This window comes from Psychrobacter sp. M9-54-1 (assembly GCF_016613355.1).
GTDB lineage: Bacteria > Pseudomonadota > Gammaproteobacteria > Pseudomonadales > Moraxellaceae > Psychrobacter > Psychrobacter faecalis.
Window position 1 is genome coordinate 30062 of record NZ_JADGFW010000013.1, and the last position, 14494, is coordinate 44555.

Genomic DNA, 14494 nt, shown 5'->3' on the forward strand with positions numbered 1-14494 from the left:
AATGGACAGTGTCGTTAAGTGAACTATAGCATTATTGTCGAGCGCTCAGTAGGGTCGTATGTTTTAAAGCCCTAAAGATTTAACAAAAATAGCCAATAAAAAACCGACCATCATGATGATAGTCGGTTAAATGTAGAGCGATTAAGGATAACTGTAAAATATAAGCTGTAACGAGATTAAATCGCGTCGCTATGTGCTTGGATGGCGGTCAGGGCGATGGTATAAATAATATCATCGACCAACGCACCACGCGATAAGTCATTAACGGGCTTATTCAAGCCTTGCAGCATCGGTCCGACACTGACCACATTGGCGCTACGTTGTACCGCTTTATAGGTGGTGTTACCGGTATTTAGGTCAGGGAAGATAAAGACGTTTGCTTGTCCGGCAACCGGTGAGTCAGGGGCTTTTTGTTTGCCAACGCTCATGACCGAAGCGGCATCATATTGTAATGGACCGTCGACGGCGAGGTGCGGCGCACGCTGGCGGACGATTTCGGTTGCACGAATGACTTTTTCGACATCAGCGCCCGTACCAGATGAACCCGTTGAGTAGCTAATCATCGCCACTTTTGGATTGATACCAAAGGCGGCGGCAGACTGAGCCGATTGAATGGCGATTTCAGCGAGCTCTTCGGCGTTCGGGTCAGGATTAATGGCGCAGTCACCATATACCACCACTTGCTCAGGTAGCAGCATAAAGAACACTGACGATACCAGCGAATACTGCGGCGCAGTTTTAATCAGCTGAAACGCAGGGCGCACGGTATTCGCTGTAGTATGTATTGCCCCAGAGACCAAACCGTCTACCTCGTCCATCTCGAGCATGGTCGTACCTAAATAAACCGTGTCTTTTAGGTATTCAGCAGCGACTTCGGCGTTGGTTTTACCCTTACGGCGCTCGACCACGGCATTGATATATTTATCCATATCAAGGGTATCAGGGTCGATAATCTCAAGGCCCTCAGGCAACACCAAATCGCGATTTTTCACTACTTGCTCGACCTCACTACGCTTGGCAATCAACACGCAGTTGGCGATACCGCGACTTTGGCAAATGCACGCCGCTTCGACCGTACGTGGCTCTGAGCCTTCTGGGAGCACGATACGTTTTTTGGCATTTTGCGCTTTTTTGACCACTTGATGACGAAATGCCGAAGGAGACAGGCGCATCTCATACTCTTGGCTAAAGTACTCTTTAATCCAGTTGAGGTCTAAATGCGCGGCGACATAACGTGCCACTTCTTCGGCGCGCTCGGTATCATCGCTTGGAATCTCAGAGCTCAAATGCATCAGGCTTTGTACGGTCTCATAACTGTCGCTTTCGACACTCATGATAGGGATGCCGGTTTTGAGCGCCGATTGCCAAAGCTCAGCGACGGTTGCGCTTGGTACCACGCCGCCCGTTAATACCAGTCCTGCTAAAGGGATGCCGTTGATACAAGCAAGTCCTGCGGCCAACAGTAAGTCGTCGCGGTCACCCGGCACAACGATAAGCGTACCACGTTTAAAGACTTCATCAACGCGAGCGACCGAGCGCGCGGTCAAACTGATGCGGTTGATACGGCGCGATTTTGCCTCACCGACGTTTAACCAAGTGGCGTCGAGCTCAGCGGCGATATCCCACGTGCGTGGCACAGAGAGCGAGTCACTAAAGGGCACCACGCCGATTAAGCGGAACTCTTCGGTATTAAAGTGCGGTGACAGGCGCTGCACTTCTTGCATAAAGCCCTCGTCTAAATTGACGATGGCTTCGCCTGGGGCGACCATCTGATTTTCGAGGGTGCTTTGGGCGTTTGGTAAATCGTGCATCCGCATTAAGATACAACCAAGCGTGCGCTCACTGGCGATACCGCCAAATTCACGGGCGTGGACGTCAAGCTTGTCAGCCAGATAGGCAGGTTTACTGGTATCGGCGGTGCTGACAAAAATGATTTTAGCATCTAAGGCATGGGCAATGGCGCGGTTGATTTGCGACGCATAAGAGGTCTCAGTCGTCGATACTAAGCCTTCACAAATCACCACATCGTAGTCGTCGCCTAAGGTATGATAATTGACGACTACTTCTTCCATCAAATCATCAAGATTGTCGTCGCCAAGCATACGCTCAAGGCGCTGACGGCTGATAGATTTGGGTGGATTAAGACCAAAAGCGTGCATTGCCAGCGCACTTGAGCTGTCTAAACTGTTTTGCTTATCTAAGGTATCGTCTTGTAAAAACGGCTTCATAAAGCCAGCTTTGATACCGTTATAGTCAAAGGCGCGAATTAAGCCTAACGCCGCTGACGTCACACCGATACCGCGACTGATGGGCACAAGTAAAAAAGTTTGCATAATGTATCCTACTATTTATTTTATTTTTTAAGCGCGTTTTATCCTTGTGCCATACAAACGCTCCCTGTTTTCTTATGGCACAAGTAATGGTTTGTTTAGCAATCTGATGCTTACAAACCTAAGGCTTCGCGCGTTTCTTGGGCAATGCGGCATTCTTCATCGGTTGGTACCACCCACAGCTCAATGCTGCTATCGTCGGCATGGAAACTGCCTTCTTTGCCACCGACCAAGCTGGCGTTTTTAGTGCTATCTACCTTGATACCAAAATGCGGCATCATCTCTAAAATACGCGTCCGTGTGGTCACTGAGTTTTCGCCAATCCCGCCGGTAAAGACAATGCCGGTAAAGTCAGGTAGCGCACAGCTTAAGCTGGCAAGGTACTTAGCGACGCGGTAGCAGAACATCTCAATCGCAAGCTTAGCATCTTGATGACCTTCATTTGCTGCTTGCTCGATAGTACGTAAATCATTGGATAAGCCTGAAATACCCAGCAGCCCACTTTCGTTATTGAGCATCTTATCGGTTTCTTCTAAGCTCATGCCTAGTTGGCGCTTGAGGTGAATATGCAGGCTTGGGTCGACATCACCGCTGCGCGTGCCCATCATTAGCCCTTCAAGCGGGGTTAGACCCATACTGGTATCGAGACTTTCACCATTATAGACAGCCGTCGCCGAGCAGCCATTACCTAGGTGCGCGGTCAACCAACCATGTGGCGCTTTAGCACTGGTGATTTCGCTGGCGCGTTCTGATACATAAGCGTGCGAGGTACCATGAAAGCCGTAACGACGGATTTTATATTCATCATAAAGGAATTTTGGCAGTGGATAACGAAAGGCAACTGGCGGCATGGTTTGGTGGAAGGCGGTATCAAATACCACCACTTGCGGAATCTCGGGATAAATCGCTTGTACCGCTTCGATACCTAGCGCATTGGCAGGGTTATGGAGCGGTGCCAATACTTTTAAGCGTTTGACTTCTTCTAACACATGCTGATCGACACGCACCGCTTCTGAATACTCGCGGCCGCCATGCACCACGCGGTGGCCGACAGCAATAAAGTGATATTGCTCAAGTAACTCAAGAATTTTTTTCAAGGCCAGCTCATGACGACCACCAGCAATGGCGATTTCTAGCTTTTCACCATTTAGCGTTGTGTGTTTGATGCGCGCAGTGTCGAGGCCTAAGTTTTCTGCCAGACCTGTGATACGCGTAGCATTGTCTTCGCTGATCAGCGCGTACTTGATTGAAGAGGAGCCGCAATTAAGGACTAAAGTGGGGTTGGTTAGATTCGATGTTTCAGAGTCTTTATCATTAAAATTGGTGGTTACGCCAGCGCTCATACTCTATCCTTAGAAGTTATTTTTTGGGTGGTGATTCGACATCGATAGTCACCAATTACATAAAAAAACCAGCCATATTCTTGTCGCCGTAAGCCAAACAGCTGCCATACGCAACAATCCTATCGCTGATTTTTATCATTGCCGCTGCAAGGCTTCACTATAATGTACCATATTTTGAGGTTTATACCACGATAACTATAAGGCTTTAATCATGCCGTTTTATACAAGTGTACACCGAATACCATCAACCGCTGCCAGAGATAATAGGATAAAAGCTGTTTTTATAAAATTGTAAGTAAGTTTGTCTGTGGTTCTCTGTCTGTAGCTATTGATAGCGTTTATAAAATCCCATTTTGCCTAGCGTTAGTCGTTAATTCTTATAAATTTATGCGCCAATCAGCAGCAGGGGGCGCACAACTTTATCGAATAATGCTATGATTAAAAAATTGTCCTATTTTTCTACTGCAGCCTTATTTTCGCTGATAGTGATTGTTATCGCCTGCAAACCATTGCAAGATGAAAGGTTAGCCATTCTATGTTTACTATACGCCGTACCTCAAATTTTAACAGCGCTAATTTAAGCGTTGACGTCAAACCTGCTGTTTATCAGGTAACCATAGCGACGCTGGTAATCGGGGCAACTGCGTTGGCAGGTTGCGGGCAAAAAGGCGATTTGTATTTAGCAGAACCAAGTAGCCAAACGGTAAAAGATAATACGGCTGTGCTTGAGAGCACCAGTCATCCGCAAGATGCCGCCTTTACTAAGCTTAATGACAATGCAAATAACGCGCAAAACGCCGAAGATTTTCAGTTGCCGGCGCCAAGTACGGATCCTAACGATTATTAATGCTTGTCTATTAGTATTGGTTTATTAAAAGCCAAATATTCAAACGATTCTTAGCCTATTCAAGCTGCTAAACCCATTAATCCGTTAATCCGTTAATCCCTTAATACATTGATTATATTAGAGACAACTTTATGAGTCAGTCAGTCACGACCAAAACTGAGCAAGGATTGTATGTGCATCCTGAAGCCTTAACCGACCATTTGCCTGCGCTCGATTATCGCGATGGCGCGTTATATATGGAGCAGGTAAGTATTGATGAGGTGGCCAAGCACTATGGTACGCCGTGTTATGTCTATTCAAAACAAGCGGTTTTAGACGTTTATCAGGCTTATACGACGAGTTTTGCCAGCCTAAAGCATCAGATTTGCTATGCGGTTAAAGCAAACTCTAACCTTGCTGTACTTGGCATCTTGGCGCAAGCAGGAGCAGGATTTGATATCGTCTCACGCGGTGAGTTGATGCGGGTGTTGGCAGCGGGCGGGAAAGCTGAGCGCGTGGTATTTTCAGGCGTTGGCAAAACCTATAGCGAAATCGAATATGCCCTTAACCAAGGTATTGGCTGCTTTAACGTTGAGTCAATTAGTGAATTGGCGCTGATTAATGAAGTGGCAAAAGCGCTTGATAAAACCGCGCCGATTTCATTGCGGGTCAATCCAGACGTCGATGCCAAAACCCATCCGTATATCTCAACCGGTTTAAAAGACAATAAATTTGGCATCAGCCATGAAAATGCCGTTGCGGTTTATGAACAAGCGGCACAGTTGTCGCATATTGATATCGTCGGTATCGACTGTCATATCGGCTCGCAGTTGACAGAGGTTGCGCCATTTGTTGCAGCGCTTGATAAAGTGATTGAATTGATACATAGTTTGCGAGCTAAAGGTATTGAGCTGCGTCATATCGACTTGGGCGGCGGGCTTGGCGTACGTTATATCGATGAGACGCCGGTATCTATCGAGACGTTTGCGCAAGCGTTACTGCCTAAGCTGAGTGAGCTTGGTTTAACGGTATTCTTTGAGCCGGGTCGTAGTATCGTGGCCAATGCAGGTGTATTATTAACCAAGGTTGATGTACTTAAACCAACCGAGCACAAGAACTTTGCTATTGTCGATGCGGCAATGAATGATTTGATACGTCCAGCGTTATATCAAGCAGAAATGGCGGTGATTCCAAGTGTTTTACCTAAAGAAGGTATTGATAGCGATGACACGCAGCCATGGGATATCGTTGGCGCGATTTGTGAAACCGGTGACTTTTTAGCAAAAGACCGCTTACTGTCATTAGCAACAGGTGATATTTTAGCCATTACTGGGGCTGGCGCCTATGGCTTTACCATGAGTAGCAATTACAATTCACGCGGTCGTGCTAGCGAAGTGATGGTAGCCGATGATAAGCATCAACTGATTCGCAAACGCGAAACGCTTGAATCTTTATATGCTAATGAAGTGTTGTGGCAGGATAAATAACTCTTTTAACCAATTTAGTGCTTACGAGTTTTTTAATTAAAAAAAACCCATTGTGATAACGACAATGGGTTTTTTATTGCCTGCTTTAATGAAGGTTTGGATAAGAAATATTTGTTCGGTAATAGAGCTTTAACTTAGCGTTTGATAGCGGTGATAATTATGATTGTATCTGACAGCGTGCTAATATAAGGCATACATAAAAATAGGATAGGATAACAAGGATATGCTAATAGAATTTACAAAAATGCATGGGCTGGGCAATGATTTTATGGTCATCGATTTGGTGACCCAACGCTTAGAGTTGACCAAGGAATTGGTACAGCTGTTGGGTGATCGTCATTTAGGCATCGGCTTTGATCAATTGCTCGTCGTCGAGCCGCCGATGCGCCCCGATGTTGATTTTAGTTATCGCATTTTTAATACCGATGGCACAGAGGTTGAGCAATGCGGTAATGGCGCGCGCTGTTTTGCCCGTTTTGTGCAAGCGCGTAAACTGTCATTTAAGCAGCGCCTGCGCGTTGAAACGGCGAGCGGGATAATCTCCTTAACGACCGACCGTTATGGCTGGGTCGAGGTTGATATGGGTAAGCCCAAATTTGAGCCAAGTGAGATTCCCTTTACCCCAAGAGCGACGACCAAAATCCAAAATGCCTATCATCTAAACGTTAATGGTACGCCGGTGCAGCTTTATGTCGCCAATATGGGCAATCCGCATGCGGTCATCAGGGTTGATAATGTCCTAGAAGCTGATGTTGAGACCTTGGGTAAAGCCATCGAATCACATCCGGCCTTTCCAGAGCGCGTCAATGTCGGCTTCATGCAGGTCATGAATCAGCGTCATATCCGTCTGCGTGTTTATGAGCGCGGCGTTGGCGAAACCCAAGCTTGTGGTACGGGCGCTTGTGCAGCGGTGGCGGTTGGTATCCGTGAAGGCTGGCTTGATGAAGGCGAAGACATACGCGCGCAGCTTTATGGCGGCAGCATGATTATCAAATGGCAGCCGGGTTATTCTGTGATGATGACTGGGCCAACGGCGTTTGTCTATGAAGGGGTGTTTAGCCCAGATGGCTTAATGGCGCAAGCAGGCATTAAGCCTACTCCAGAAGGCTAATAGATAATGACGACAACGCCTAGCTCGAATATTCAGTCAAACATTACATCAAACACTAAATCAAACACATGGCTATCGGCAGAATTGGCAACAACCATCGAAGCAGATAGTACGCTACGTGAACTGCTAGCGCCAGTGCATCGTTGGCTAAATACGCTGTCGGTACGCAATCACTCCGAGCACACATTGGTGGCTTATTTTGCAGGTCTAAATCAATTGGCGCTGTTTTTACGCGGCAAACGTCTGACATGGACGCGTTGTGATAAGCGGCAGTTAGCCCAGCATATCAGCCAACGCCTAGATGAAGATAAGCTGGCACTGGCGAGCGTTCAGCAAGAGCTATCGGCTATCCGTCATTTTTATGGCTGGTTGATAGAAGAGGGTTTAGCGCGTATCAATCCAACCACGGGCTATCAGCTCAAACGCAGTCCAAGACCGCTGCCGTCTATCGCTGACGTTGATTTATTGTCGCAACTGCTTGACCAAGAAATCCCTGATACGCCAGAGCAGGCGCGCTTGTGGCTGCGGGATAAGGCAATGTTTGAATTACTTTATAGTAGCGGTCTGCGTGTTGGTGAGCTAGTGGCGCTCGATATGGCCGATATAGACTTGGCTGATTTGCGCGTGCGCGTGACGGGTAAAGGCAATAAAACGCGCTTGGTGCCCTTAGGTATCAAAGCCGCCGAGGCGATTAAACGTTATCTACCGCATCGCAATCTGTGGGTCGAGCAGATGGACAGCGCCTTGTTTATCAGTGAAAAGTTAGGTACACGTTTATCCACGCGAGCCGTGCAGCAGCGTCTTAAGGTTGCGGCTACACGCGCTGGTATTGCGCAAAATATGTATCCACATTTATTGCGCCACTGCTTTGCATCGCATATGCTATCTGGCAGTGGCGATTTGCGCGCGGTACAAGAAATGCTCGGTCATAGCGACATTAGTACCACGCAGATTTATACTCATGTTGATTTTGCTAAATTGACCCAAGTTTATGATCGCGCTCATCCGCGTGCGTCTCACGCGCAAAATGACGTTGAAATTAATTAAGCTCCGATTATTTCTTAAGCATTTAATCCTACATTTATGCCAAACGGTGACAGTCAAAGATTGGCATCTTTTGCCGTCCTTGGACTTGGGTTGCTTTATCTAAGGTTGCTAAGACCAGAGTATAATTTTTCTGATCTTTAGTATTAAGGTTTTTCAATTCACTATCCTCATAGCTATTGATAATCGTGCCGTCATAAGCAGTAATCGTGCTATGTCCCCATGTTTGCCGACTATCGCCATTCTTATAAAGATGCTCACCACCTTGTGCGGCACCAATCACCATACACTGACTGTCTAATGCCCGCGCGCGTAGCAATAGCGACCAATGTGCCTGTCCCGTTAAATAAGTAAACGCCGATGGCGCACTTAACACCTCTGCGCCCGCCTGCCGTAATCGCTGCGCTAAGGCTGGAAAGCGTAAATCAAAACAGACCATCATACCGAGCTGATAAACGGCATCATTTGCTTCGAGTGGAACCACAACCGTTTGCGTGCCAGGCTCAAAAGTCGCCGCTTCATTATAGCTGCCTTTTTTATCGGCAACGGTTGCAGTAAATAAATGAATTTTGTCGTAGCGTGCCACACGTGTACCATCTGGCGCAAACAACTGACTGACTTGGCGCAGTCTACCATTGGGCACGATGACGCCATCAGGGCGATAAGGGCAGGGCAGCGAGCCTGCTAATAGATAAATACCAAAAGCACGTGCATACTTGGCCATTGCGTCGGATAACTCATCAAAACGCTCGGCAGTGGCAAACTGTCGACCCATGCTACAGCAGTTTTCTGGTAAAACGACTAACTGCGCACCTTGCTTGCTTGCCTCACTAATAGCAGATCTTATATCGGCTAAATTGGCTTCGATGTCTTGCTGACTGTTCATTTGTACAGCAGCAACGGTCAGCGGTTCATTTTTAGTAATCTCATTCATAATATTATTCTCAATTTTTAAGCTTTATAGGGCTTTACTCTTAGTTATTTTTATTCTGTTATATTTAAAAGCTTGGCATCCCTGCAAAGCTATTGCAGTTTTATAATGTGAACAAAAGCTAAAAAATAGCTTACCTGAACAGAATATAAATTATCATAGCAACATTGTAGCAAAAAATGCTATCGTCATGACCTGATAGGCCAAAGCGCTTTTTAATGATGATAAGCGTTAATAAGCGCAGGCTTTAACCAGCATAACCTAGTCAGCATCACCACGATCGAAAGGTAATCAGTCACCCATGAGTATGTCGTTTGGATTGGCGACCACGCTAAATACCTCGCAAAAGCTAACCCCGCAAATGCAGCAAGCCATCAAATTGCTGCAGCTCTCTAGTCTTGAGCTTGCGCAGGAGGTGCAGGCGAAACTTGATAGCAATCCTTTGCTAGAACGTGTGGAAGAGGATGAAGATGACTATGTTGATTGTGATGGTTACGACAGTCATAATGGCGAGCCGTTAACATTAGATAGTTGGAACCGAAATACTAGCGTTGATTCGTTTGCTAAATCTACCCACTCTTTGGATGATGGTTTCGACTATTCTGACAATAGTAGTGATAGCTTAGATAAATTACAGCAAGCCAGTTTTGATGATGAAGCAATCGATAACTATGCCGTGGAGGGCGACGATTATAGCGGTTTTGACAGCGGTAATTATGCCTCTGCCGCGATAGGTTCAGGGAGTCTTTCAGCTCATTCGGCTAACGGCAACAATGAGGACTTTAATAGTTATCAGGGCAGTACCAGCGCCACCATTCAAGACCATGTACGCTGGCAGCTGAACTTTAAGCGCCTCTCCGAAACAGATACGCTTATCGCCGAATATCTCATGGATTCTATGGATGAGATGGGTTTTATACGCCTTGATATCGATGAGTTGTTACAAAGCTTTGATACCATCGCCAGCTTTTATCAATGGGACGAGCGCGTCGAGCACGATGAGGTCATGGCGGTACTGCGCATGATCCAATCGTGCGACCCGCTTGGCGTTGGCGCACGCAACCTCAATGAGTGCCTAGCGCTGCAATTGTCCAAGCTTGATACGAATACAAAATATCTTAAAGAAGCCCAAGCGCTTCTCTCAGCCAGTGAGCATTTGGTCAGCAATAATATCAAAGCCTTGACTGAACTCACCGGCCTCGCGCCTGAACAAATTACTCCCGCGCTTAACCTGCTACGTACGTTAAATCCATCACCCGGCCTACTATTTCAAAGCAGTCAGCCCGATTATATGCAGCCGTCAGAAAGCTACGATATTCCTGATGTATTAGTCACGCCGATTCGCCGCCACAATAGCAATCACACCACTGATAACAAAAATGGAAACGACACGACTGCGCAAATAGACGGCTGGCAAGTGCGCCTCAATCCTGACACTTTACCTAAGTTGCGGGTCAATCAAGAATATGCCAATTTGGTCAAACGTGGCGATGACAGTCCTGACAATCAATATCTGCGCGAAAATCTCACCGATGCGCGCCTGTTTATTCGCAGTATCGAAGAGCGCAATCAAAACCTTTTAAAAGTAGCAACCAGTATCGTGCGCTACCAGCAAGAGTTTTTGCAACATGGCGCCACTGCCATGCAGCCCTTGATTTTAAAAGCGATTGCCGAAGAAGTTGATTTGCACGAATCCACCGTTTCGCGCCTGACTACGAGCAAAACCATCTTGACACCACAAGGATTATTTTCCCTTAAGCATTTTTTCTCATCTCACGTTAGCAGTAGCGACGGTGACATCTCTTCAACCGCCATCAGCGCCATGATTAAACAGCTTATCGCTGATGAAGACCCGAAGAAGCCATTATCTGATAGCCGCATAAAAGATTTTTTATTTGCAGAAGGCATCGATATCGCCAGACGAACGGTAGCCAAATATCGTGAAGCAATGAATATCGGATCATCCACTCAGCGCAAACAAAAATATTAAATGTTGTCATTCAACGACTTATAAATGTCATACCGCCAGAATTAAGCCAATTCAAACGTAAATAAAAAATAAAATTTTTTGATTATATAGAAACATTTATGAAACATCATTTTTTATTACATTTACTTACAATTTGATGGCTTGCTACTCTTTGGTTTTCATGACAAATTAGAGTCATACCAACAACGAAAACCAAGTATTGGTTTGGCCGATTTAGTTAATTTAACAAATGATAAAAATGTATTTTAATTTTTTATTTTAATAAAGGAGTAGAAGAATAAAGCAGTTAGCGAATAGAAAATGACAAGCCAAACTTTATGATAAGAAAGGTACTGGATGAATTATTGGTAAGGCAGCATGACAAAAGCTATAAAGCTAACTCACTGCTGATTGTACGTAATAATATAAGCAATAATAAAAGGACGATAATATGAATGTTTCTATCAGTGGTCACCATATCAGTGTTACCGAAGCCATGGACAACGCCGTTCGCGAAAAGCTTGTAAAAGTAGAACGTCATTTCGATCAGATTCAAAGTATTCAGGTAAAATTATCGCTAGATAATAGCGGCTCAAGTGAAGGTGGGAAAAAGACCCATAAAGCCGAAGCGATTATGCGAGTTGCAGGTCAAGAAATGTTCGTCCAAGCCTGCGAAGACGATATGTATAAAGCCATTAATGAGATGGCAGACAAGCTTGATAGACAAGTACGTAAATATAAAACCCGTCAGGATCGTAAGAAAACTCAAGGTCCAGGGCGCGATGAACGCTACGAAGAGCTGACAGTTGATGATGCAGCACCTGCCATGTAATGGGTTCGTCACTGCTCTAAGTAGTATTCACTACAGCAACCGATCTACATAGTAGCTGACTTTATTATTATGACTGTTTGATAAATATAGCCTATAAGATAATTATTATAATTGGCGTATTTATTGGGCAGGCATATTTATAATAGTAGCTTCATATATGGTTAAGTCACTAAAAGAGTTTAGTTATTAAAAGTATGACAAATAAAAAAAGACCTAAACGTATGAACGTTAGAGGTCTTTTTTATTGCTTAACTTTTATCCATGAAAAAATTAGCGGGCTAATATTCGCTTAACCACCACCAACTGCTTGTACCACTTCTATATTCATACCTTCAACAATACGCATTTTGTCAAGCTCACTTTTTGGAATAAGTTCACCATCGATTTCAACCGCATAGCGGCCTTTACTAAGTCCAAGCTCATTGACGACCATTTGGACGGTTTGATGCGTGGTCTGCAATTTTTTACCATTAACACTAATATTACTCATAATATGTGCTCCCTAAAAGCTAATAATCCTTTGTTACTCATCCATTGACCCATTTTGTTATTCAACTTAAGCAGTATGGCCTAAGCGAAATGTCGAGACCGCAAGCCATAGCCAACCGGCAATCATCAGCATACCGCCGATAGGGGTAATCGCTCCAAGCCAGCGCGGTGCCCCAAGCGTCATGGCATATAAACTGCCCGCAAAAATAAGTGCGCCGATTTGTAGCAGCCATGCTGTGGTTTGGGTCGTATAATTAAGGCGAATAAGAATACCAACGAGCAATAATCCAAGCCCGTGTACAAACCAATATAGAGTTGCCGTCTGCCACCATTCAAGCTGCTGGATACTGACCGAATTTTTAAGCCCATGAGCGCCAAACGCGCCCAAGGCGACGGCGATAGCCATATTAATAGCGGCGATACTTATCCAATTTAGCATGGTAAAACTCGTGTTATAAATAGGATTGTTATCATAGGTAAGTTTTAACTAACAAACTAAAGCTTATTGGATATCATCGGGCAAAATAACGCTATCGATGGTCATGGCTTCACGGATTTTATCCATGGCGTTTTTTTCGATTTGGCGTACGCGCTCTGCTGAGATAGAGTAAACCGCTGCTAGTTCATGTAAGGTTGATTTTTGCTCAGAAAGCCAGCGCTGCTCAACGATATCGCGTGAACGATCATCTAGCGTATCCATCGCTGCTAGTAGAGCCGATGAGTTGTTCTCTTCCCAGTCATCCTCTTCAACCATCTCTGCAGGGTCGATACCATCTTCTAAAAACAGCTGCGGCGCGTAGCGACCATCGTCATCATCGCTCGATTGCGCTTCAAACGACGCATCATACGAGGTCAAGCGTGACTCCATTTCTAGCACTTGTTTACGTGTTACATTTAAATCGTTGGCAATGGCATCGGCTTCTTCGAGCGTTAATTGGTTGTTGGTCTTTTTCAGGCTGCGTAAGTTAAAGAATAATTTACGGTGCGCTTTAGTAGTAGCAACTTTGACAATACGCCAGTTACGGATAACGAATTCGTGAATCTCAGCCTTAATCCAATGCACGGCAAAGGATACCAAACGCACGCCTTTATTAGGATCAAAGCGTTTAACCGCTTTCATCAAGCCCAAGTTGCCTTCTTGGATTAAATCGGCTTGCGGCAGACCATAGCCTGAGTAGCTACGGGCAATATGAATCACAAAGCGTAAATGCGACATAACCAGCAGACGCGCCGCTTCAACATCGCCCTCATCATAATAGCGGTGAGCAAGTTCTTGCTCTTGAGTCGGTGTCAAAATCGGAATTTGATGCACGGTATTAATATAAGCGCCCAAGTTTACGCCAGGCGCCGATAAATGTGTTGGCATAGCAGGCACTAAGTCACGGGTACGTGTATCGCCAAGTGCGCTCGCATCGTAAGGCGGACGCGCCGCAGCGGCTTTCAAGGCCGCATCGCGTGCTTCGTTTTTTTCAGGTGCTGCGCTGTCTTTTTTACGGGTATTTGCAGCGTTATTAGAAGTATTAGCCATATTCTTGACCTTGGTTAAATAGATAAGCAATGAGTCAGATAAAAATCTTATAGTTATAATTGTAAAGGATAGCGCCGCTTAGTTGCTATCAGTTTTGGTAATGATGAAGTGATATATTGTATCAATAGAATCTTTAGATTTTGCTTCTAGATTTTCTCCACTACTTGCCGCTGTTGCTTGATTGATAAGCAATAATAAGGGATTTGCTATGCCCGTTTGCTGGCTCTGCTGACAAAAAGCGCTGATATCGGCTTGCGAGTTTGGGTCGGTTGCAACGACATATAGCGACTCACCAACCGCTACTTCTCGTAGCGCCACTTTGGTTTTTAATAGCGGCATAGGGCAGGCAAGTCCGCGTCCATCGACCATATTTTTAATAATGATTGGCTGTTTTTGCTTTGCGCTATCCGTCGAGTTAAAATTTTCTACTAAGTCAAAAGAATCTATCGGCAATAAATTGAGCAGCTGCGTTATCGATTGCTGCTGCGCGTCAGACACAGTTTCGGCAAAACAAATAGAATATGAGTCTCGCACAATGACAGATTGGTTATCAGTAGACATAAAATAAACCTTTAGAGTATCAATGTTTGAGAATGCTAGATTG

13 protein-coding genes are annotated in these 14494 nt (G+C 45.3%); 6 read left to right on the forward strand and 7 right to left on the reverse strand.

Annotated elements, in window-relative coordinates; all coding sequences use genetic code 11:
* Positions 1–176: 176 nt before the first annotated feature.
* The gene (gene pta, locus IQ457_RS06170; protein WP_200662489.1) at positions 177–2333 is read right to left on the reverse strand and encodes a phosphate acetyltransferase; all 2157 of its coding nucleotides are present in this window, start codon (positions 2331–2333) and stop codon (positions 177–179) included.
* A 110-nt stretch (positions 2334–2443) separates the two neighbouring features.
* A complete protein-coding gene (locus IQ457_RS06175) occupies positions 2444–3673 on the reverse strand; it encodes an acetate/propionate family kinase (RefSeq protein WP_200662490.1) in 1230 nt (409 codons plus the stop codon).
* Positions 3674–4208: 535 nt separating this feature from the next.
* Here IQ457_RS06175 and lptM point away from each other — a divergent pair.
* The 4 genes from lptM to IQ457_RS06195 all read left to right on the forward strand — a co-directional run bounded on the left by lptM (position 4209) and on the right by IQ457_RS06195 (position 8144).
* Complete coding sequence (gene lptM, locus IQ457_RS06180; RefSeq protein ID WP_200662491.1) at positions 4209–4520, forward strand: LPS translocon maturation chaperone LptM; 312 nt, start codon at positions 4209–4211, stop codon at positions 4518–4520.
* A 131-nt stretch (positions 4521–4651) separates the two neighbouring features.
* A complete protein-coding gene (gene lysA, locus IQ457_RS06185; protein WP_200662492.1) occupies positions 4652–5986 on the forward strand; it encodes a diaminopimelate decarboxylase in 1335 nt (444 codons plus the stop codon).
* Between the two features lie 223 nt (positions 5987–6209).
* On the forward strand, positions 6210–7097 hold the full coding sequence (dapF, locus tag IQ457_RS06190; RefSeq protein WP_144297846.1) for a diaminopimelate epimerase: 888 nt from the start codon (positions 6210–6212) through the stop codon (positions 7095–7097).
* Between the two features lie 6 nt (positions 7098–7103).
* Positions 7104–8144: a tyrosine recombinase XerC gene (locus IQ457_RS06195; protein ID WP_200662493.1), complete on the forward strand. Its 1041-nt coding sequence runs from the start codon at positions 7104–7106 to the stop codon at positions 8142–8144.
* Between the two features lie 34 nt (positions 8145–8178).
* On the opposite strand, the gene IQ457_RS06200 is transcribed toward IQ457_RS06195, so the two are convergent.
* Positions 8179–9075 carry a carbon-nitrogen hydrolase family protein gene (locus tag IQ457_RS06200; RefSeq protein ID WP_200662494.1) on the reverse strand — a complete coding sequence of 299 codons (897 nt, stop codon included), beginning with the start codon at positions 9073–9075 and terminating at the stop codon, positions 8179–8181.
* 298 nt (positions 9076–9373) lie between these two features.
* Here IQ457_RS06200 and IQ457_RS06205 point away from each other — a divergent pair, with 298 nt between their 5' ends.
* Positions 9374–11062 (forward strand): RNA polymerase factor sigma-54, encoded by a 1689-nt coding sequence (locus tag IQ457_RS06205; protein WP_191690112.1) that lies wholly within the window; start codon positions 9374–9376, stop codon positions 11060–11062.
* Positions 11063–11492: 430 nt separating this feature from the next.
* Positions 11493–11873, forward strand: coding sequence for a ribosome hibernation-promoting factor, HPF/YfiA family (gene hpf, locus IQ457_RS06210; RefSeq protein WP_102077023.1), 381 nt, complete (start codon positions 11493–11495; stop codon positions 11871–11873).
* A 289-nt stretch (positions 11874–12162) separates the two neighbouring features.
* On the opposite strand, the gene thiS is transcribed toward hpf, so the two are convergent.
* The 4 genes from thiS to IQ457_RS06230 all read right to left on the reverse strand — a co-directional run bounded on the left by thiS (position 12163) and on the right by IQ457_RS06230 (position 14451).
* Complete coding sequence (thiS, locus tag IQ457_RS06215; RefSeq protein ID WP_102077024.1) at positions 12163–12363, reverse strand: sulfur carrier protein ThiS; 201 nt, start codon at positions 12361–12363, stop codon at positions 12163–12165.
* 66 nt (positions 12364–12429) lie between these two features.
* Complete coding sequence (locus IQ457_RS06220) at positions 12430–12801, reverse strand: DUF423 domain-containing protein (protein ID WP_068406292.1); 372 nt, start codon at positions 12799–12801, stop codon at positions 12430–12432.
* A gap of 63 nt (positions 12802–12864) precedes the next feature.
* Positions 12865–13728 carry an RNA polymerase sigma factor RpoH gene (gene rpoH, locus IQ457_RS06225; RefSeq protein ID WP_197488882.1) on the reverse strand — a complete coding sequence of 288 codons (864 nt, stop codon included), beginning with the start codon at positions 13726–13728 and terminating at the stop codon, positions 12865–12867.
* 240 nt (positions 13729–13968) lie between these two features.
* Positions 13969–14451 (reverse strand): sulfurtransferase TusA family protein, encoded by a 483-nt coding sequence (locus IQ457_RS06230; protein WP_200662495.1) that lies wholly within the window; start codon positions 14449–14451, stop codon positions 13969–13971.
* Positions 14452–14494 lie beyond the last annotated feature (43 nt).